Raw genomic sequence first — 18,984 nt, 5'->3', positions numbered from 1 at the left:
CAAGGAAGCCCGATCCATGTTTCTTCGCACGACCACGTCCCGCCGCCAGGCCCTGCTGGCCGCCGCCGCCCTCGTTCTGGCGGCCCTGCTGCCGTCAGGCGCATCGGCGCAGGCCGGCGAGCCGCTGAAGGTCTACGTCACGCCCACGCCGCAGGGCGACATCCTGCGCTACGTGCAGAAGCTCGCCGACGCCGACCACAGCGGCCTCAAGCTCAAGGTCATCGAAAGCAGCCAGGGGCTTGATGCCAACCAGCTGCTGCTCAAGGGCGACGTGGACGCCAACCTGTTCCAGCACCGTCCGTACTTCGTCTCGTGGATCGCCGCGCATCCCGAGGGCAAGGGCCGCCTGGTGCCCGCGGCCACGCTGCTGGTCAACGTCTTTGGCCTGTACTCGTCGAAGTACAAGTCGGTCAAGGACATCCCGGAAGGCGCCTCGATCCTGGTGCCCAACGAGCAGACCAACCTGCCGCGCGCCTTCTTCATCCTCCAGAACGAAGGACTGCTGAAGCTGGACCACGGCCAATCCGACGGCTCGGCCGCTGCGCTGGCCGTCGACGAGAAGAGCATCGTCGCCAACCCGAAGAAGTTCAAGTTCATCGGCACCGAAACGCGCCTGCGCGCCAAGTCGCTGCCCGACGTGGCCGCCACCTTCATCAACGGCGACATCGCCCTGACCCACGATATCGACCCCAAGAGCGCGCTGGCGCTCGAAGACAAGGCCCACAACCCGTATGCCAACATCCTCGTGGTGCGCGACGACAAGCTCAAGGATCCGCGCGTGCAACGCCTGATCGGCTACCTCACCGGCCCGGCCGTGGCCAAGTTCATCGACGACGGTTACAAGGGCTTCGTCGTGCCGGTGCAGCAGCGGCTGGTGCCATGAGTGTTACCCGGCCCCGGCAGCTGCACCTGAACGTCAATGCCTGGCTGCAGGGCTTCGTGCCCTCGGCCTGGCGGGTGCCCGAGAACCACCCGCTGGGCTTCGTCGACGTCCAGCACTACGTGCGGGTCGCCCGCATCGCCGAGGCCGGCAAGTTCGACGCCATCTTCCTGGCCGACAGCGTCACCACCGACGGCCTGGCCACCGGCCCGGTCACCGCGCTGGAGCCCACGCTGGTGCTCACGGCCATCGCCGGCGCCACCACGCACCTGGGGTTGATCGCCACGGCCTCCACCAGCTACAACGAGCCCTACAACCTCGCGCGCCGCTTCGCCTCGCTGGACCACATCAGCGGCGGCCGGGCTGGCTGGAACGTGGTGACCACGGCCGATACCTCGTCGGCCCGCGCCTTCGGCCACGCCAACGTGTTCGACCATGCCACGCGCTACTGCCGCGCGGCCGAGTTCACTGACGTGGTCAAGGGCCTGTGGAACAGCTGGGCCGACGATGCGCTGGTGGCCGACCCGGTGAGCGGCCGCTTCGTCGATCTCGACAAACTGCACCCGCTGCACCACCGTGGCGAGTTTTTCTCGGTCGACGGCGTGCTCAACCAGCCGCGGTCGCGCCAGGGCCATCCAGTGCTGGTGCAGGCCGGCGGCTCGGCCGACGGGCAGGCGCTGGCGGCGCGGCATGCCGAGGCGGTGTTCGCGTTGTCGCAGTCGCTGGAGGAGGCGGTCGACTATGCCCAGGGCCTCAAGCGCGCGGCCGAGGCGCTGGGCCGCGGTCCCGACGCGATCCGCGTGCTGCCGGGGCTCGGCACCTTCCTCGGCGGCACCGAGGCCGAGGCCCGGCGCCGCCACCGGGAGCTGATCGACCTGGTGCCGATCGAGCACAGCCTGCGCCGGCTCGCCGGCCGGCTCGGCGTGCCGCCCGAGTCGCTGGCGCTCGACGAGCCGCGGCCGCACGACCTGCCGCTGCCCAACGGCGGCAACGGCGGCCATACCTTCTTCCGCGGCATCCTCGCGCGATCGCGGCAGCACGGCTATACGCTGCGCCAGTTCCTCGGCGCCTTCGCCGCCGGCGGCGGGCACCGGGAGATCGTCGGCACGCCCGAGCAGGTGGCCGACGACATCGAGCATTGGTTCCGCGCCGGCGCGGCCGACGGCTTCAACCTGATGCCGGGCCTGCTGCCCAGCGGCCTGCAGGACTTCGTCGAGCAGGTCGTGCCGATCCTGCAGAAGCGCGGAATTTTCCGCACCGCGTACGAGGGCGATACGCTGCGCGACCACCTGGGCCTGGCGCGGCCGGCGTTCGCGCCGCACTGACCCTTTTTCCTCCAGGGCACCTCCACCATGAGCGATTCCACGACATCCACCCGTCCCGCACAGCCGCTGTCCGCCTGGGGCGCGCCGCCCAGCGAGCGCTACGAGCAGCTGGCCCAGCGCTGGCGCCCGATCTTCGAACGCATCCGCGCCAGCGCGGTCGAGCGCGACGTGGAGCACCGGCTGCCGCACGAGGAGATCGCCTGGCTGCGCGAAGCGGGCTTCCACCGGGTGCGCCTGCCGGTGGCGCAGGGCGGCTTCGGCGCGACGCTGCCGGAACTCTTCGGCCTGCTGGTCGAGCTGGGCGCGGCCGACACCAACGTGGTCAACGCACTGCGGGCCCACCTGGGTTTCGTCGAAGACGTGCTCACCGCGCGCGAGCGGGAGTGGCGCGCCCACTGGCTGGCGCAACTGGCCCAGGGCACGCTGATCGGCGCCGGCCTGTCCGAAGCGGGCACGGCAGCCCGCGTCGGCACCTTCGCCACGCGGCTCGAACGCACGCCGCAGGGACTGCGCCTGCACGGCGAAAAGTTCTACACCACCGGTTCGCTGTTCGCCGACTGGGTGGCCGTGGCCGCGCAGGACGGCGACACCACCGCCTACCTGCAGGTGCCGCGCACGGCGCCCGGCGTGGAAGTGCTGGACGACTGGGACGGCTTCGGCCAGGCGCTGACCGCCAGCGGCACGGCGCGATTCACCAACGTGGAGGTGCGCCCGGAATGGGTGCGCCCCACGACCGACCGCGTTCCCTATGCCGTGCCGTTCTACCAGCTGGTGCACCTGGCATCGCTCGCGGGCATCGGCCGCTCGCTGGCCGACGACGTGGCGCGGCGCGTGCAGCAGCGCAACCGGGTCTACAGCCACGGCAACGCCGCCCACGTGGCGGACGATCCGCAGATCCTGCAGGTGGTCGGCCGGGTGCATTCGGCCGCCTACGCTGCCCGGGCGGTGAGCCTGCAGGCCGCCGGCGCCATCCAGCGCAGCCACGACGCCCATCTGGCAGCGGATGCCGACGAGGCCCGCCGCCTGCTGGCCCACACCGAAGCCCATGTCGAGGTGGACCAGGCCGTCTCGGTCATCACCGCGCTGGTGCTGGGCGCCAGCACCGAGCTGTTCGATGCGCTCGGCGCCTCGGCCACGCTGCGCACCGCCGGGCTGGACCGCTACTGGCGCAATGCGCGCACCATCGCCTCGCACAACCCGCGGGTCTACCGCGAGCGGCAGGTCGGCGCCTATGCGGTCAACGGCACGCCGCCGCCCACGGCCTACCGGGTGGGTGCCGGCTGACGGCGCGGAGCGTCAGGGCCGGAACGCGGCGATCGCCGCGCGGCCCACGGCCGGGTCGTCGGTGAAGAAGCCGTCCACGCCGGCGCGCAGGTAGGCGGCGATCTCGGCCGCGCCATCGCCGCGCTGGGTGCGGTCGCCGCCGGCGCGCTGGTAGGCCGCAGGCAGAAAGGCGTTCTCGGGCCGCAGCGTCCAGACGTGGACCGCGAGGCCGGCCGCATGCGCGTCGGCCACAAGGGATGTCGGCTCGCCCACGGCACCGCCCTGCACCGGCGCCACCAGCGTCTTGTAGGGGCCGATGGCATCGGCATAAGCGGCCACGCCGCGCAGGCCGGCAGGCGTCAGCAGGTCGGCGAAGCTGCGCGGGTCGCCGGCGGCGGCGAAGTCCCACGGCTGGCCGCGCGGGGCGACCAGCTGCACCTGCCGCACCGGGATGCGCTCGCGCAGGCGCCGCAGGCTCGACGGCTCGAACGACTGTACGAAGACCGGCGCGTCGCGGCGCGCCAGGCCGTTCTTCTCCAGGACAGCGGCCAGCGCGGGCTCCAGCGGCTGGCCGATGCCTTGGAAGTAGGCCGGGTGCTTGGTCTCGGGATAGATGCCGATGGTGCGGCCCAGGCGGCGCGAGGCAGCCGCGGCGAGGTCGATGACCTCCTGCAGGGTCGGCACTTCGAACTGGCCGTCGTAGCGCGCGTTGGCCGGGCGGATTGCCGGGATGCGTTCGCGGGCGCGCAGCGTCTTCAGCTCGGCGAGCGTGAAGTCCTCCACGAACCAGCCGGTGATCGCTTCACCGTCGACGGTCTTCGTCGTGCGGCGCGCGGCGAATTCGGGCCGGTCGGCCACGTCGGTGGTGGCTTCCTTGACCTTCCCGTCGGCGCCGAGCACGGCGATGGCGTTCTCGTGGCGGGCGACGAGCACGCCGTCCTGCGTGATGACGAGGTCGGGCTCGATCGCGTCGGCGCCGTCGGCAATCGCCTGGGCGTAGGCGGCCAGCGTGTGCTCCGGCCGCAGGGCCGAGGCGCCGCGGTGGGCGATCAGCAGCGGGCGCGGCGGCCAGGCGCCGCTGTCCTGCGCGCGGGCGGCGGCCGCGAGGCCGAGCGCGGTGGCGAAGGCGGCGCGGCGGTTGAGCGGATGCGAGGTGAAGCCCATGGCCCCACTCTATGACCGGCGTGTGTCCGCCGCGTGAAGCCAGCCGAGCCCTGCGCGCGTGCCGGCCGCGGGGCGGTATTCGCAGCCGATCCAGCCGCCGTAGCCGAGCTGGTCGATCAGCTCGAACAGGTAAGGGTGGTGCAGCTCGCCGCGGTCGGGCTCGTGGCGCTCGGGGACGCCCGCGATCTGCAGGTGGCCGACGCGGCCGGTCGGCAGCCAGCGGCGCAGCTTGATGGCCACATCGCCTTCGGTGACCTGGCAGTGGTAGAGGTCCATCTGCACCTGCAGGTTCGGCACGCCGACCGCGTCGAGGAGGGCGTGGGCATCGTCCTGGCGCTGCAGCAGGTAGCCCGGCATGTCGCGGCCGTTGATCGGCTCGATGAGCAGGGTGCGGCCGGCCAGGCGGGCCTCCGCCGCGGCCCATTGCAGGTTGGCGACGTAGGTCGCGCGCAGCCGGACCGTGTCGGCGCCGGGCGGCGCGAGGCCGGCGAGCACGTGGATGCGCGGCGTGCCGAGCCGCTCGGCATGGTCGAGCGCGAGGCGGATGCCGGCGCGGAACTCGGCCTCGCGCCCGGGCAGGGCGGCGGTGCCGCGGTCGGGCCGCTCCCAGGCGGTGGCGGCGTCGGCCAGCGTGGCGCCGCTGGGCGGCGTGTTGAACAGCACGAGTTCGAGCGCGTGGTCGCGCAGCCGGGCGGCGATCTCGGCCGGCGCGATGCCGTAGGGCGAGAGGAACTCGACCGCGCCAAAGCCGTCCTGCGCCGCTGCGGCGAAGCGGTCGAGGAAGGGTAGCTCCGTATACAGGAAGCTCAGGTTGACGGCAAAGCATGGCATGGGAGTATGATGCCATGCCGGGCGAGCGCCGCCTGCTATGGGCCTATCCTCTTGACAGTATCTACTCTGCCTCGAAGCGAAACACGGCGGTGCCGGCGCGCAGGTTGGGCAGCACGCGCAGTTCGGCGCCTTCCTGCAATCCGAACGAATCGAGGATGCGCAGTGCGTTCTTGCGCGCCAGCACTTCGAAGTCCTTGTAGGTGCCCACGCGAATGTTCGGCGTGTCGTACCACTGGTAGGGCAGGCGCTTGGTCACGGGCATGCGCCCGCGCAGGACCGACAGTCGGTTGGGCCAGTGCGCGAAATTGGGGAAGGCGACGATGCCGGTGCGGCCGACGCGCGCAGTCTCGCGCAGCATGACCTCGGCGTTGCGCAGGTGCTGCAGCGTGTCGATCTGCAAGACCACGTCGAATGCCCCGTCGCCGAACATGCCCAGGCCCTCGTCGAGGTTGAGCTGGATCACGTTGACGCCGCGCCTGACGCAGGCCAGCACGTTGTCGTCGGCGATCTCCACGCCGTAGCCGGTGCAGCCGCGCTCGCGCTGCAGCAGGTCGAGCAGCGCGCCGTTGCCGCAGCCCAGGTCGAGCACGCGCGAGCCCTGCGGCACGAGGCGGGCGATGGTCTGTTGGAGTTGGAGGTCGCTCATACGGCCAGTCCTTGCAGGGTGACGGCCGATGTGCGCGCCGGCGCCGGCTCGGCCGCGATGCGGTCGAAGTACGCCCGCACCAGCGCGAGGTAGCGCGGGTCGTCGAGCAGGAAGGCGTCGTGGCCGTGGGGCGCGTCGATCTCCGCGTAGCTCACGTCGCGGTTGTTCTCCAGCAGGGCATGGACGATCTCGCGGCTCCTCGCCGGCGAGAAGCGCCAGTCGGTGGTGAAGCTCACCAGCAGGAAGCGCGCGGCCGTGCGGGCCAGCGCCGCGCGCAGGCTGCCGCCGCCGTGGGTGCGCGCCGGGTCGAAGTAGTCGAGCGCGCGGGTGATCAGCAGGTAGGTGTTGGCGTCGAAGTACTCGCTGAACTTGTCGGCCTGGTGGCGCAGGTAGCTCTCGATCTGGAACTCGATGTCCTGCGTGGTGTAGCGCGGCGTGAGGCCCTCGCGCAGTTCGCGGCCGAACTTGGCGTTCATCACGTCGTCGGACAGGTAGGTGATGTGGCCCACCATGCGCGCGATGCGCAGGCCGCGCCGGGGGATCACGCCGTGCTCGTAGAAGTGGCCGCCGTGGAAGTCCGGGTCGGTCACGATCGCGCGGCGCGCGACCTCGTTGAAGGCGATGTTCTCGGCGTTGAGGTTGGGGGCGCTCGCGATCACCACCGCGTGGCGTACGCGCTCGGGGTACTGCAGCGTCCACGACAGCGCCTGCATGCCGCCCAGGCTGCCGCCCATGACGGCCGCCAGCGTCCCGATGCCGAGCGCGTCGAGCAGCCGGGCCTGGGCGTCGACCCAGTCCTCCACCGTCACCACGGGGAAGTCGGCGCCCCAGACGCGCCCGGTGGCCGGGTTCGCGTCCATCGGGCCGGTCGAGCCGAAGCAGGAGCCCGGATTGTTGATGCCGATGACGAAGAAGCGGTCGGTGTCCACCGGCTTGCCCGGCCCGACCATGTTGTCCCACCAGCCCTCCGAGCGCGGCTGGCCTTCGTAGACGCCGGCCACGTGGTGCGAGGCGTTGAGCGCATGGCAGATCAGCACGGCGTTGGACCGCTCGGCGTCGAGCGTGCCGTAGGTCTCGTAGGCGAGGGTGTAGTCCTGCAGCACGGCGCCGCTGGTCAGCGGCAGCGGTGCGTCGAAGGTCAGGGACTGCGGTCTGGCGATGAACGACATGAAAAAACCCGGCGTCGCCAAAGACAACGAAGCCGGGTTGCACACGCGCGCGCTGGGCGGATCGTCTTTAGCGGTATTTGTAGCGCGCCCGCAAGCGGTGGCAAATCGGCGCGTGGGAGCGGAGTATACCGGTCAGCCGAACAGCGCCGGCAGCTCCGGCACGGTGACGGTCACCGCGGAAACCCCATGCGCCGCACGGACCGGCACGCGGCGCATGGCCCGGTCGCCGGGCCGCACGACCAGCGCGCTGTCAGGCCACATGCCCCGAGTGGGGCCGGCCTCCACGCCGGTGCAGGCGCCGTGCCGCGCGGCCGACACCCGGTCGGGGGGAAACCCTCGGTTTCGCGAATAGTTCAGTTGAATATGCAAAACATTGCTTGGACCGATGCATACGCAGCCTCATAATGGTCCGGCCTGTCTCGTGTGCCGAGGAGGTGATGTGCGGTGCATGTTCAGTTTCGCGTCTTTCGAAGCCGTCAGAGTTTTGTCGATTGCGTAGGGCTCCATCGCTTTTTTTCGTGTTTTCCTGAGGAGTCCCATTTCATGGGCAGCAAACTCTACGTCGGCAATCTGCCGTATTCCTTCCGCGACGACGATCTGCAGCAGACGTTCAGCGAATTCGGCAGCGTCTCCAGCGCCAAGGTCATGCTCGAGCGTGACACCGGCCGCTCCAAGGGCTTCGGCTTCGTCGAGTTCGGCAGCGAATCCGAAGCGCAGGCCGCCATCGAAGGCGTGCATGGCCGCAACATCGGCGGCCGCGACCTCGTGGTCAACGTGGCCCGCCCGCTCGAACCCCGCCCGCCGCGCAGCGGTGGCTACGGCGGTGGGGCTGGCGGTGGCGGTGGCTACGGCGGCCGCAGCAACGGCGGCGGTGGCTACGGCGGTGGTGGTGGCGGCGGCTACGGCGGCGGCCGTGGCGGCTACTGACAGCCCCTGATACACACCCGGCTTCGCCGGGTGTTTGTTTTTGTGACTTTCATTGCTCTTGTCTGACGCTTCAGCCTGAGCCACGGTGCTGTCTCCCGGTGCTGCGAAAGTGGTTGCTTTTTTCGAGAAATCGTGGCGCATAATGCGCTGGCAAGTGTCCGGGCTGTCTGGGTTCGCGGTGATTCGTCCGTGCTGTGGCGAGTGGTCGGCTGGCTTCGAGTGGGATTCCGGCGCTTTCATTCCATGTGTTTTTGAGGAGTCCCTTCGATGGGCAACAAACTGTATGTCGGCAACCTGCCGTACACGGCACGCGACAGCGATCTGGAGCAAGCATTCGCCGAATTCGGCACCGTCAACAGCGCCAAGGTCATGCTCGAACGTGACACCGGCCGCTCCAAGGGATTCGGTTTCGTGGAAATGGGCAGCGATGCCGAAGCGCAGTCGGCCATCAACGGCCTGAACGGCCAGTCGCTCGGCGGCCGCAACATCGTCGTCAACGAGGCCCGCCCGATGGAAGCCCGCCCGCCGCGCAGCGGCGGCTACGGTGGAGGCGGCGGCGGTGGTGGTTACGGCGGCGGTGGTGGCGGTGGCTACGGCGGCGGTGGTGGCCGCAGCGGTGGTGGCGGCTACGGCGGCGGTGGTGGCGGTGGCTACGGCGGCGGTGGTGGCCGCAGCGGTGGTGGCGGCTACGGCGGCGGCGGTGGTCGCAGTGGCGGCGGCTACGGCGGCGGTGGCGGCAACGATGGGGGCTTCCGCAGTCCCTACGGCTCCGGCCCGCGCGGCGGCGGTCGCAATGGCGGCGGTGGCGGCGGCTACGGTGGCGGCAACGGCGGCTACTGATCATCCGTATCGGCTCTGGCGCCGCTCGGCGCATCCATCCGGTTCATTCTGAAGACAGGCCCCTCGCGGGCCTGTTTTCATTTCCGCGGCGCTCGCGCGGCGTCGTCGCCTGATCGGCGATGATTGCCGCCCGCCCGCCATCGCCACTCTCGTTCGATCTCCATGCCGATGTCCCCGCCCGCTGCCGCACCGTCACGCCTTGCCCTGTATCTCGACCTGATCCGCTGGAACCGCCCGGCCGGCTGGCTGGTGCTGGTATGGCCCACGCTGTCGGCGCTGTGGGTGGCCGCGAGCGGGTTCCCGGGATGGCACCTGCTTGCGGTGTTCGTAGCCGGCACGGTGCTGATGCGCAGCGCCGGCTGCTGCGTCAACGACGTGGCCGACCGCGAGTTCGACCGCCACGTCAAGCGCACGGCCGGCCGGCCGGTCACCACCGGGCTGGTATCGGTGAGGGAGGCACTGGTCCTGGGCGCAGTGCTGGCGCTGGCCTCCTTCGCCCTGGTGCTGACGACCAGCGCGGCGGCCGTGGCCTGGTCGGTGCCGGCGCTGGCGGTGGCGATCGCCTATCCGTTCGCCAAGCGCGTGGTGTCGATGCCGCAGGCGGTGCTGGGCGTGGCGTTCAGCCTCGGCATTCCGATCGCGTTCGCCGCGGTGCGCGGCGCGGTGCCGCCGCTGGCCTGGGTGCTGCTGCTCGGCAACCTGTTCTGGGTGCTGGCCTACGACACCGAGTACGCGATGGTCGACCGCGATGACGACCTGAGGATCGGCATCAAGACGTCGGCGATCACGCTGGGCCGCTTTGACGTGGCGGCCATCGTGGGCTTCTACCTCGCTTTCCTGGCGATCTGGGCCGCGGCGCTGGCCGGCGAGGGGCTCGGGCTGGTGTTCTGGCTGGCGCTGGCCGCGGCGTTGGCGCAGGCGGCCTGGCACTGGACGCTGATCCGCCACCGCACGCGCGAGGGCTGTTTCACCGCGTTCCGTGAGAACCACTGGCTCGGCGCGACGGTGTTCGCCGGCATCGCCCTCGGGTACGCACTGCGCTGAAGGGGTATATGCCCGCAGCGCGCATCAGATGTGCGTTACGGTATGATGGCCTGGGGGGTATTACCCCTTCCCGAATTCTGTGCCGAGTTCCTGCGCTCGGTCGTGGGCTGCGCGGATGGCGGCGGCGAAGTGGTTCCTGACGTCGGCTGCATCGAGCACGCCGATCGCGGCGAACGTGGTGCCGCCCTTGGAGGTGACGCGCTCGCGCAGCACGGCCGGCGGCTCGCCCGACTGCGCGGCCAGGTGGGCCGCGCCGGCGAAGGTGGCCATGGCCAGTTCCAGCGCCTGCGCGGGCGGCAGGCCGAGTTCGGCGCCGGCCTGCTGCATGGCTTCGAGGAAGTAGAAGACATAGGCCGGGCCCGAGCCGGACAGCGCAGTCACCGCGTCGAGCTGCGCCTCGCGCTCGACCCAGACGCGCGCGCCCGTGGGTTCGAGCACGCGGTCGACCAGCGCGCGGTCGGCGGCGCCGGCGGCCGCGCGGGCGAACAGGCCGGTGACGCCGCGGCCGACCAGGGCCGGCGTGTTGGGCATGGCGCGCACGATGCGTTCGCTGCCGAGCCAGTGCGCGATGCTGTCGCTGCCGATGCCCGCGGCCACGCTCAGGTGCAGCGCGGCGGCCGAGTGCGGCGCCGCAGCGAGGGCGGCCTCGCGGAAGACCTGCGGCTTGACCGCCCAGACGACCAGGTCGCTGCCGTGCAGCGCCGGACCGGGGGCGGCCTCGGGCCGCAGGCCGAAGTCGGCGGCGAGGCGTTCGCGCGCGGCGGCCAGCGGCTCGACGACGGTGATGCGGCCGGGCTCCTCGCCCTGGCGGACCAAGCCGCCGATGATGGCGCTGGCCATGTTGCCGCCGCCGATGAAGGCGATGCGGGCACGGGGGGAAGCGGGCTGCGGAGGGGTCATGGCGCGGAAGCGGAGGCGGAAGCGGTGGGCGGGGGTTCGCGGTATTCGGCCGCGAAAAGCTGCGTGATCTGCATGCGGCTGAAATTGTTGTCGCTCACGAAGACGAGCACGCGGGCGCCGCCCGGCAGCGGCGGCCCCCAGGTCATGCCTTCGACGTTGTCGAGCCGCCGCAGGCCGAGCGTGGCGAGGTTGGCCACCAGCACCTTGGGCGCGGGCCGGTGGTTGCCGGGCGCGAGGCGGTCGAGCGCGAGCGTGTCGCTGCCGGCGCGGGTGTCGATGCGGTAGAGCCGCAGCGACGTGCCTGCGCCGAGGCTGTAGGAGCGTTCGAGCACCAGCAGGTGGTCGGGGCCGTCGGCCAGGATCTCGGCCACGCCGTTGTTCGTGTGGCCGCCGGGCACGGGGCTGGCCAGCGGCACCGCATCGGGCTGGTAGGCGATCTGGCGCAGCGCCCGGCCGCTGGCGATGTCGAGGGCGGTGAAGCGCACCGGCGCACCGCCGCTGGCGGGTGTGGCGACCGGGCCGTCCTGGCGCAGCGGGCCTTCCATGGCCACCCAGGCGGTGCGGCCGTCAGGCGTGATCGCCAGCCCTTCGAGCGTGGCGTTGTTGCGCGCGCCGCGGCCGGGTTCGCGCGAAAAGCCCAGGTGCGCCGGCAGCGGCAGTTCGCGCACGAAGCTGCCGTCGGCGCGGGCCTCGCGCAGCGCCGGGTCGAAGCCGCGCGCATGGTCGCCCTCCGTGGTCCACAGCAACGCCTGGCCGCCGGGCAGCCAGCGCACGGCCTCGGCGTCGGGCACGTCCACGCCGTCCTCGGCGGCGCGCGCGGGCGCGTAGGGCCGCCCGGAGGGCTGGCGCAGCGCGGCGGTGCCGGTCAGCACCGGCGGCTCCAGGCTGGCGGCATCGTAGCGGATGCGCGCGGTATAGAAGCGCGCCGGCTGGTGATCGGAGCGGTCGTCGCTGATCAGCACGTAGCGGTCGCCGGCGGCGTCGTAGTCGATGCCGGAGAGGCCGCCCACGGTCGTGCCGCCGTAGTCCAGGCCGTGGGGCAGGACGGCCTCGCCGATCAGCCGCAGCCCGGCGGCGGCCTCGGGCTGCGGCGTGGCGGCCGGCGGCAGCGGTGCGCAGCTCGACAGCCAGAACGCGGCGGCGAGCATCAGCAACGGGCCGCGCCGCGCGGTGCGCGGCCTGCGGGGCGGGGTCATGGTGTCGGTGGTGGCGGACATGGGCAGCGAGTGTAGTAGGGGCAGCCCGGCCGCGCTGCGCAGTGCAACGGCGCAACGTCATGGCGGCTTCACCAAAGTTTCAATGTGCGCCGCGAGGGCGCCGACGTGGTGGTCGCACTGCTGCACGGCGGGCTGGACGCCGCCGCGTACTCGCCCACGATGGAGAACCCCAGCCTCTACCTCGCCCGGGTGCCGGGCATCGACGCCCTCGCGCTCGGCCACCAGCACACGGCGTGTTTCCCGGTGCTGTCGGTGAGCGCGGGGCTGGCCGGCATCTCGCTGGTCGCACCCGACGACGGCAGCGGCCGGGGCACCGCGAAGTACGCGATCGACCTGTCGAAGTAGGCCGCGCAGCAGGGCAACCGAGCGTTCCCGCGCCGGCCCGCTGCGGTTAGCCTCGGGCGATGCAGACCATCCTCGCCCTCGACCAGGGCACGACCAGCTCGCGTGCCATCCTTTTCGACCGCGCCGGCACGGCCGTCGCCAGCGCCCAGCGCGAGTTCCGCCAGATCTTCCCGCGCCCCGGCTGGGTGGAGCACGACGCCTGGGAGATCTGGGAGTCGCAGCTGGCCGTGGCCCGCGCCTGCCTGCGCCAGGCCCGCGCGCGGCACGGCGCGGTCGAGGTCGCGGCCCTGGGCATCACCAACCAGCGCGAGACCGTCGTGCTCTGGGACCGCGCGAGCGGCGAGCCGGTGGCCAACGCCATTGTCTGGCAGGACCGGCGCACCGCCGCCGCCTGCGACGTGCTGGCCGCGGCCGGCCACGGCGCGCTGATCCAGCGGCGTACCGGCCTCGTCATCGACGCCTATTTCTCGGGCACCAAGCTCGCCTGGCTGCTCGACGAGGTGCCGGGCGCGCGCCAGCGGGCCGAGCGCGGCGAACTCGCCTTCGGCACGGTCGACAGCTGGCTCGTCTGGAACCTGACCGCCGGCGCCGGCCGCGCGCCGGTGCATGCGACCGACGCGAGCAACGCCTCGCGCACCATGCTCTACGACATCCACGCGGGCGACTGGAGCGACGAACTGCTCGCGCTGCTGCGCATTCCGCGCGCGGTGCTGCCGCAGGTGGTGCCGAGCAGCGGCGTGGTCGGCACGGCCGAGCCGTCGCTGCTGGGCGCGGCGCTGCCGATCGCCGGCATCGCGGGCGACCAGCAGGCGGCCACCTTCGGCCAGGCCTGCTTCGCGCCCGGCATGGCCAAGAACACCTACGGCACCGGCTGCTTCATGCTGCTCAACACCGGCACCACCGCCGTGCCCAGCCGCAACCGCTTACTCACCACAGTAGGCTGGCAGGGTCCCCGTGAATCGGGCGCTGCGACAGCATACTGCCTCGAAGGTGGCGTCTTCATGGCCGGCGCCACGGTCCAGTGGCTGCGCGACGGGCTGCAGATCATCCGCAGCGCGCCCGAGGTCGAGGCCCTGGCCGCCAGCGTGCCCGACAGCGGCGACGTCCACCTCGTGCCCGCGTTCGCCGGCCTCGGCGCGCCCGACTGGGACAGCCATGCCCGGGCCGTGCTCATCGGCATGACGCGCGGCACCACGCGCGCCCACATCGCGCGCGCCGCGCTCGAATCCATCGCCTGGCAGGTCGCCGACGTGTTCGCCGCGATGGAGCGCGACGCCGGCCTGCCGCTGGCCGAGCTGCGCGTGGACGGCGGTGCCAGCACCAACGACCTGCTGATGCAGCTGCAGGCCGACGTGCTCGGCGTGCCGGTGGTGCGGCCCAAGGTCACCGAGACCACGGCGCTCGGCGCGGCCTACCTCGCGGGGCTCGCGGTCGGCTTCTGGTCGGGCGGCGACGAGATCGCGGCCCTGTGGGCGGCGGACCGGCGCTTCGCGCCGGCGCTCGACGCGGCCGCCCGCCAAGCGCGCCACGCGCGCTGGCGCCAGGCGGTCGACCGCGCGCGGAAATGGGCCCTGTGACGGCCGCCTGAGCGCCGCCCGGCCCGTGGCCGCCGCGTACCATCGCCTTCCATGACTTCCGCTCCCGCTGCCGCCATTCCTGCACCGCTGCCCACCGACCGCCGTTCCCTCCTCGACCGCCTGGCCGAGCCGCGCACCTGGGACCTGGCCGTCGTCGGCGGCGGCGCCACCGGCCTCGGCGTGGCGCTGGACGCCGCGGCGCGCGGCTTCTCGGTCGTGCTGGTCGAGTCCGACGACTTCGCCAAGGGCACCTCCTCGCGCGCGACCAAGCTGGTGCACGGCGGCGTGCGCTATCTGGCGCAGGGCAACATCGCGCTGGTGCGCGAGGCGCTGCACGAGCGCACCACGCTGCTGGCCAACGCGCCGCACCTGGCGCAGCCGCTGCCGTTCGTCATGCCGGCCTACCGCTGGTGGGAGCAGCCGTTCTACGGCGCCGGCCTCAAGGCCTACGACCTGCTGGCCGGCCGCGCGGGCCTCGGCGCCACCGACTTCCTCGGCCGCGCCCGCACGGCCGAGCGTCTGCCGGGGCTGCGCACCGACGGCCTGGCCGGCGGTGTGCAGTACTGGGACGGCCAGTTCGACGACGCCCGGCTTGCGCTCGCGCTGGCCCGCACCGCGGCGCGCGAAGGTGCGCTCGTCGTCAACCACGTCGCCGCGCGCGGCCTGGTGCACGAGGACGGCAAGGTCGCCGGCCTGGATTGCGAGGACACCGAGACCGGCCAGCGCTACCGACTGCGCGCGCGCGCAGTCGTCAACGCCACCGGCGTCTGGGTCGACGCGCTGCGCCAGCAGGACGGCGAGGCCACCGGCCGGCCGGCCGCGCCCATCGTCTCGCCGAGCCAGGGCGTGCACCTGGTGGTCGACCGCGACTTCCTGCCGTCGCGCCACGCGCTGCTCGTGCCCAGGACGGCCGACGGCCGGGTGCTGTTCGCCGTGCCGTGGCTCGGCAAGCTCATCCTCGGCACGACCGACACGCCGCGCAGCGATCTGCCGCCCGAGCCGGAGCCGTTCCGCGCCGAGGTCGAATTCATCCTCAGCGAAAGCGCCCGCTACCTCCAGCGCGCGCCCGGCGCGGCCGACGTGCGCAGCGTCTGGGTCGGGCTGCGCCCGCTGGTCAGGCCCGAGGCACAGGCGCGGGACACCAAGACCATCAGCCGCGAGCACACGGTACTGGCCAGCGCCAGCGGCCTGGTCAGCGTGACCGGCGGCAAATGGACCACCTACCGCGCGATGGCCGAGGACGTGCTGCAGAAATGCTTCGACGCCGGGCTGCTGCCCACGCGCCGCGCCGGCGTCACCGAGCGGCTGCGCCTGGTCGGCGCGCCGCCGTCGTCGGCCACCTCGCTGGCTGATGCGCAGGGCTGGCACAGCTACGGCACCGAGGAGGCCGCGGTGCGCGCGCTGCCCGGTGCCCACCGCGTGCTCGGCGGCGGGCTGACCGAGGCCATGGTCCGCTTCGCCGCCCGCCACGAATACGCGCGCACCATCGAGGACATGCTCGCGCGCCGCTGGCGGCTGCTGTTCCTCGACGCCCGCGTGGCTGCGGCCACGGCCGCGGCGGTCGCCTCGGTGCTGGAGGAGGAGACCGCCACCGACCCGCAGCTCGCCGCCTTCCTGGCGCTGGCGCACCAGTACGGCCGGCTGCCGGACTGATCCACCGCCGCGGCGCTTTCAACGCGCTTGACCCGTAGCCGCGTCTTTGCCATAATCGCGGGCTTCGCTTTGAAAAAAGCGGAAATCTGCCCCAAACGAAGCGCCGCGGACCTCTGGTTTCGCAGCGCGGAAGCGCCGCGAAATGGGTTCGCGGCGTGGACGACGGGCCCAAGACTGACTGGCTGACTCGTTCGCAGGCCAAACGGCGCGCTTCCCCCGCAAGGAAGGCGCTTGGGGCCCGCAACATCAACTGGTGCAAGTTGGGAATATTGAAATGATCCAGACAGAATCCCGGTTAGACGTCGCCGACAACACCGGCGCGAAGTCCGTCCTGTGCATCAAGGTGCTCGGCGGATCGAAGCGCCGCTATGCGAGCGTGGGCGACATCATCAAGGTGAGCATCAAGGAAGCCGCTCCGCGTGGCCGCGTCAAGAAGGGCGAGGTCTACAGCGCCGTGGTCGTGCGCACCGCCAAGGGCATCCGCCGCGGCGACGGCTCCCTCGTCAAGTTCGACGGCAACGCAGCCGTGCTGCTCAACGCCAAGCTCGAACCCATCGGCACCCGCATCTTCGGACCCGTGACGCGTGAACTGCGTACCGAGAAGTTCATGAAGATCGTGTCGCTGGCTCCCGAAGTTCTCTGAAGGACGCGCCACCATGGTCAACAAGATTCGCAAGGGCGACGAGGTCATCGTCATCGCCGGCCGTGACAAGGGCAAGCGCGGCAAGGTCGCGCTGCGCAAGGACGAAACGCACCTGATCGTCGAGGGCGTCAACCTCGTCAAGAAGCACGTCAAGCCGAACCCCCTGAAGGGCACCACCGGCGGCATCGTCGAGAAGTCGGCCGCCATTCACCAGTCCAACGTGGCTATTGTCAATGCCGCCACGGGCAAGGCCGACCGCGTCGCCATCAAGCTGCTGGCCGACGGCAAGCGCGTTCGCGTCTTCAAGTCCAGCGGCGAAGAAATCAAGGCTGCCTGAGGGGTAAAGACATGGCACGACTCCAACAACACTACCGCGAAAAGATCGCCAAGGATCTGATCGAGAAGTTTGGCTACACCTCGCCGATGCAGGTCCCGCGCATCACCAAGATCACGCTCAACATGGGCGTGGGCGAAGCCGTGGCCGACAAGAAGGTCCTGGACAACGCCGTGGGCGACCTGACCAAGATCGCCGGCCAGAAGCCCGTCGTCACCAAGGCCAAGAAGGCCATCGCAGGCTTCAAGATCCGCGAAGGCCAGCCGATCGGCGCGGTCGTCACGCTGCGCGGCGTCACGATGTACGAATTCCTCGACCGTTTCATCACCGTGGCCCTGCCGCGCGTGCGTGACTTCCGCGGCATCTCCGGCCGTGCGTTCGACGGCCGCGGCAACTACAACATCGGCGTCAAGGAACAGATCATCTTCCCGGAAATCGAGTACGAGAAGGTCGATGCCCTGCGCGGCCTGAACATCAGCATCACCACGACGGCCAAGACCGACGAGGAGGCCAAGGCGCTTCTCGCGGGCTTCCGTTTCCCGTTCAAGAACTAAAGGGTTATCGTGGCTAAAGTAGCTTTGATCCAGCGCGAACTCAAGCGCGAAAAACTGGCAGCCAAGTACGCGACGAAGCATGCCGAACTGAAGGCGGCTTCCAACAATGCCAAGCTCAGCGACGAAGAGCGCGCGGCGGCCCGCCTGGCCCTGCAGAAGCTCCCGCGCAACGCCAACCCGACGCGCCAGCGCAACCGCTGCGAGATCACTGGCCGCCCACGTGGCACCTTCCGTCAGTTCGGCCTGGCCCGTGCCAAGATCCGTGAACTGGCTTTCGCCGGCGACATCCCCGGCGTGACCAAGGCCAGCTGGTAAGCAGGGCAGGAGATTCGACATGAGCATGAGTGATCCCATCGCCGACCTGCTGACCCGCCTCCGCAATGCCCAGCTGGTGTCCAAGCCCACCGTGGCCATCCCTTCGTCGAAGGTGAAAGTCGCCATCGTGCAAGTGCTGAAGGACGAGGGCTACATCGAGGACTTCCAGGTGAAGACCGAGGGCGGCAAGAGCGAACTCGAAATCACCCTGAAGTACTACGCCGGCCGTCCGGTCATCGAACGCATCGAGCGCGTCAGCCGTCCCGGCCTGCGCGTGTACAAGGGTCGCGACGCCATCCCCCAGGTCCAGAACGGCCTGGGCGTGGCCATCGTCAGCACTCCGCAGGGTGTGGTGACCGATCGCAAGGCGCGCGCTGCCGGCATCGGTGGCGAAATCCTGGCCTACGTGGCCTAACCGCGGCATCGAGGAGAGAAACTGAAATGTCCCGCGTAGGAAAACTGCCCGTGGCCATCCCGCAAGGCGTGGATGTGACCCTGAACAGCGACACGATCAGCGTCAAGGGCGCTGGCGGCACGCTGTCGCTCGACCTGAACCCCCTGGTCAAGGTCGCCAACAACGCAGGCAAGCTGACGTTCACCCCGGTGGACGAGTCGCGCGAAGCCAACGCCCTGTCCGGCACCGTCCGCCAACTGGTGAACAACCTGGTTGTCGGCGTGACCAAGGGCTTCGAGAAGAAGCTGACGCTCGTCGGCGTGGGCTACAAGGCCCAGGCCCAGGGCCAGAAGCTCAACGTCGCGGCCGGCTACTCGCACCCCGTGATCGTCGACTTCCCCGTCGGCATCACCGTGGCGACGCCGACCCCGACCGAAATCGTGATCAAGGGCGCCGGCCGCCAGCGCGTCGGCCAGATCGCCGCCGAAGTGCGCGCGATCCGTCCTCCCGAGCCCTACAAGGGCAAGGGCATCCGCTATGCGGATGAGAAGATCACGATCAAAGAGACCAAGAAGAAGTAAGGAGCTGCAGCATGTCTTTGACCAAGAAAGAGCAGCGTCTGCGTCGCGCCCGCCAGACCCGTGTCCGCATCGCCCAGCAAGGCGTGGCCCGTCTGACGGTGAACCGCACCAACCTCCACATCTACGCCAGCGTGATCTCCGGCGACGGCGGCAAGGTGATCGCCTCCGCCTCGACCGCGGAAGCCGATGTGCGCAAGTCGCTCGGCGGCTCCGGCAAGGGTGGCAACACCGCCGCGGCCTCCATCATCGGCAAGCGCATCGCCGAGAAGGCCAAGGCTGCCGGCGTCGAGAAGGTGGCTTTCGACCGCTCGGGCTTCGCCTTCCACGGCCGCGTCAAGGCCCTGGCCGAAGCTGCCCGCGAAGCGGGCCTGCAGTTCTAAGC

General features: G+C 70.9%; 23 protein-coding genes. 16 read left to right on the top strand and 7 right to left on the bottom strand.

Annotated elements, in window-relative coordinates:
- Positions 1-16: 16 nt before the first annotated feature.
- From GAK38_RS11980 to GAK38_RS11970, 3 genes are read left to right on the top strand one after another with little or no spacing between them, the layout of a single operon-like run.
- Positions 17-883, top strand: coding sequence for a MetQ/NlpA family ABC transporter substrate-binding protein (locus GAK38_RS11980; protein ID WP_325344389.1), 867 nt, complete (start codon positions 17-19; stop codon positions 881-883).
- On the top strand, positions 880-2,205 hold the full coding sequence (locus GAK38_RS11975) for an LLM class flavin-dependent oxidoreductase (RefSeq protein WP_325344387.1): 1,326 nt from the start codon (positions 880-882) through the stop codon (positions 2,203-2,205). The genes GAK38_RS11980 and GAK38_RS11975 overlap by 4 nt, the downstream gene beginning before the upstream one ends.
- Before the next feature lie 27 nt (positions 2,206-2,232).
- Positions 2,233-3,489 carry an acyl-CoA dehydrogenase family protein gene (locus tag GAK38_RS11970; RefSeq protein ID WP_325344385.1) on the top strand — a complete coding sequence of 419 codons (1,257 nt, stop codon included), beginning with the start codon at positions 2,233-2,235 and terminating at the stop codon, positions 3,487-3,489.
- Positions 3,490-3,501: 12 nt separating this feature from the next.
- Here the strand turns inward: GAK38_RS11970 and GAK38_RS11965 are convergent, their stop codons facing one another.
- From GAK38_RS11965 to GAK38_RS11945, 5 genes are all read right to left on the bottom strand, one after another.
- Complete coding sequence (locus GAK38_RS11965; protein WP_325344383.1) at positions 3,502-4,632, bottom strand: glycerophosphodiester phosphodiesterase; 1,131 nt, start codon at positions 4,630-4,632, stop codon at positions 3,502-3,504.
- 9 nt (positions 4,633-4,641) lie between these two features.
- Entirely contained in the window at positions 4,642-5,463 is an 822-nt protein-coding gene (gene otnI / locus GAK38_RS11960; RefSeq protein ID WP_325344381.1) for a 2-oxo-tetronate isomerase, read from the bottom strand.
- Between the two features lie 61 nt (positions 5,464-5,524).
- A complete protein-coding gene (gene metW / locus GAK38_RS11955; RefSeq protein WP_325344379.1) occupies positions 5,525-6,109 on the bottom strand; it encodes a methionine biosynthesis protein MetW in 585 nt (194 codons plus the stop codon).
- Positions 6,106-7,278, bottom strand: a complete 1,173-nt coding sequence (gene metX / locus GAK38_RS11950; RefSeq protein ID WP_325344377.1) for a homoserine O-succinyltransferase MetX — start codon at positions 7,276-7,278, stop codon at positions 6,106-6,108. Before metX ends, metW begins: the two co-directional genes overlap by 4 nt.
- Positions 7,279-7,410: 132 nt before the next feature.
- Positions 7,411-7,539, bottom strand: coding sequence for a hypothetical protein (locus GAK38_RS11945; RefSeq protein ID WP_325344375.1), 129 nt, complete (start codon positions 7,537-7,539; stop codon positions 7,411-7,413).
- A 282-nt stretch (positions 7,540-7,821) separates the two neighbouring features.
- Here GAK38_RS11945 and GAK38_RS11940 point away from each other — a divergent pair, with 282 nt between their 5' ends.
- The 3 genes from GAK38_RS11940 to ubiA all read left to right on the top strand — a co-directional run bounded on the left by GAK38_RS11940 (position 7,822) and on the right by ubiA (position 10,089).
- Positions 7,822-8,205, top strand: a complete 384-nt coding sequence (locus GAK38_RS11940) for an RNA recognition motif domain-containing protein (RefSeq protein WP_325344373.1) — start codon at positions 7,822-7,824, stop codon at positions 8,203-8,205.
- A 267-nt stretch (positions 8,206-8,472) separates the two neighbouring features.
- On the top strand, positions 8,473-9,045 hold the full coding sequence (locus GAK38_RS11935; RefSeq protein WP_325344371.1) for an RNA recognition motif domain-containing protein: 573 nt from the start codon (positions 8,473-8,475) through the stop codon (positions 9,043-9,045).
- Between the two features lie 162 nt (positions 9,046-9,207).
- Complete coding sequence (ubiA, locus tag GAK38_RS11930) at positions 9,208-10,089, top strand: 4-hydroxybenzoate octaprenyltransferase (RefSeq protein ID WP_443089205.1); 882 nt, start codon at positions 9,208-9,210, stop codon at positions 10,087-10,089.
- A gap of 60 nt (positions 10,090-10,149) precedes the next feature.
- On the opposite strand, the gene proC is transcribed toward ubiA, so the two are convergent.
- Positions 10,150-10,989, bottom strand: coding sequence for a pyrroline-5-carboxylate reductase (gene proC / locus GAK38_RS11925; protein ID WP_325344369.1), 840 nt, complete (start codon positions 10,987-10,989; stop codon positions 10,150-10,152).
- Positions 10,986-12,206 (bottom strand): esterase-like activity of phytase family protein, encoded by a 1,221-nt coding sequence (locus tag GAK38_RS11920; RefSeq protein ID WP_443089204.1) that lies wholly within the window; start codon positions 12,204-12,206, stop codon positions 10,986-10,988. The genes proC and GAK38_RS11920 overlap by 4 nt, the downstream gene beginning before the upstream one ends.
- Positions 12,207-12,290: 84 nt before the next feature.
- Between GAK38_RS11920 and GAK38_RS11915 the strand changes: the two genes are divergently transcribed.
- The 10 genes from GAK38_RS11915 to rplR all read left to right on the top strand — a co-directional run bounded on the left by GAK38_RS11915 (position 12,291) and on the right by rplR (position 18,982).
- On the top strand, positions 12,291-12,551 hold the full coding sequence (locus tag GAK38_RS11915; RefSeq protein ID WP_325344433.1) for a hypothetical protein: 261 nt from the start codon (positions 12,291-12,293) through the stop codon (positions 12,549-12,551).
- A 59-nt stretch (positions 12,552-12,610) separates the two neighbouring features.
- Positions 12,611-14,128: a glycerol kinase GlpK gene (gene glpK, locus GAK38_RS11910; RefSeq protein ID WP_325344367.1), complete on the top strand. Its 1,518-nt coding sequence runs from the start codon at positions 12,611-12,613 to the stop codon at positions 14,126-14,128.
- Positions 14,129-14,179: 51 nt separating this feature from the next.
- Positions 14,180-15,781 (top strand): glycerol-3-phosphate dehydrogenase/oxidase, encoded by a 1,602-nt coding sequence (locus GAK38_RS11905; protein WP_325344365.1) that lies wholly within the window; start codon positions 14,180-14,182, stop codon positions 15,779-15,781.
- 274 nt (positions 15,782-16,055) lie between these two features.
- A complete protein-coding gene (gene rplN / locus GAK38_RS11900) occupies positions 16,056-16,424 on the top strand; it encodes a 50S ribosomal protein L14 (RefSeq protein WP_025596343.1) in 369 nt (122 codons plus the stop codon).
- 13 nt (positions 16,425-16,437) lie between these two features.
- Positions 16,438-16,761 (top strand): 50S ribosomal protein L24, encoded by a 324-nt coding sequence (rplX, locus tag GAK38_RS11895; RefSeq protein WP_325344359.1) that lies wholly within the window; start codon positions 16,438-16,440, stop codon positions 16,759-16,761.
- A gap of 11 nt (positions 16,762-16,772) precedes the next feature.
- Positions 16,773-17,312 (top strand): 50S ribosomal protein L5, encoded by a 540-nt coding sequence (gene rplE, locus GAK38_RS11890; protein ID WP_325344357.1) that lies wholly within the window; start codon positions 16,773-16,775, stop codon positions 17,310-17,312.
- Positions 17,313-17,321: 9 nt separating this feature from the next.
- On the top strand, positions 17,322-17,627 hold the full coding sequence (gene rpsN / locus GAK38_RS11885) for a 30S ribosomal protein S14 (RefSeq protein WP_325344356.1): 306 nt from the start codon (positions 17,322-17,324) through the stop codon (positions 17,625-17,627).
- A gap of 19 nt (positions 17,628-17,646) precedes the next feature.
- A complete protein-coding gene (rpsH, locus tag GAK38_RS11880) occupies positions 17,647-18,042 on the top strand; it encodes a 30S ribosomal protein S8 (protein WP_325344354.1) in 396 nt (131 codons plus the stop codon).
- A gap of 26 nt (positions 18,043-18,068) precedes the next feature.
- On the top strand, positions 18,069-18,602 hold the full coding sequence (gene rplF, locus GAK38_RS11875) for a 50S ribosomal protein L6 (RefSeq protein ID WP_325344352.1): 534 nt from the start codon (positions 18,069-18,071) through the stop codon (positions 18,600-18,602).
- Positions 18,603-18,613: 11 nt separating this feature from the next.
- The gene (gene rplR, locus GAK38_RS11870; RefSeq protein ID WP_325344350.1) at positions 18,614-18,982 is read left to right on the top strand and encodes a 50S ribosomal protein L18; all 369 of its coding nucleotides are present in this window, start codon (positions 18,614-18,616) and stop codon (positions 18,980-18,982) included.
- The last annotated feature ends 2 nt before the right edge of the window (positions 18,983-18,984 follow it).

Origin of the sequence: Xylophilus sp., assembly GCA_009914555.1 — a bacterium.
Lineage (GTDB): Bacteria > Pseudomonadota > Gammaproteobacteria > Burkholderiales > Burkholderiaceae_C > WNDY01.
This window is presented reverse-complemented; position numbering and strand designations above follow the sequence as displayed.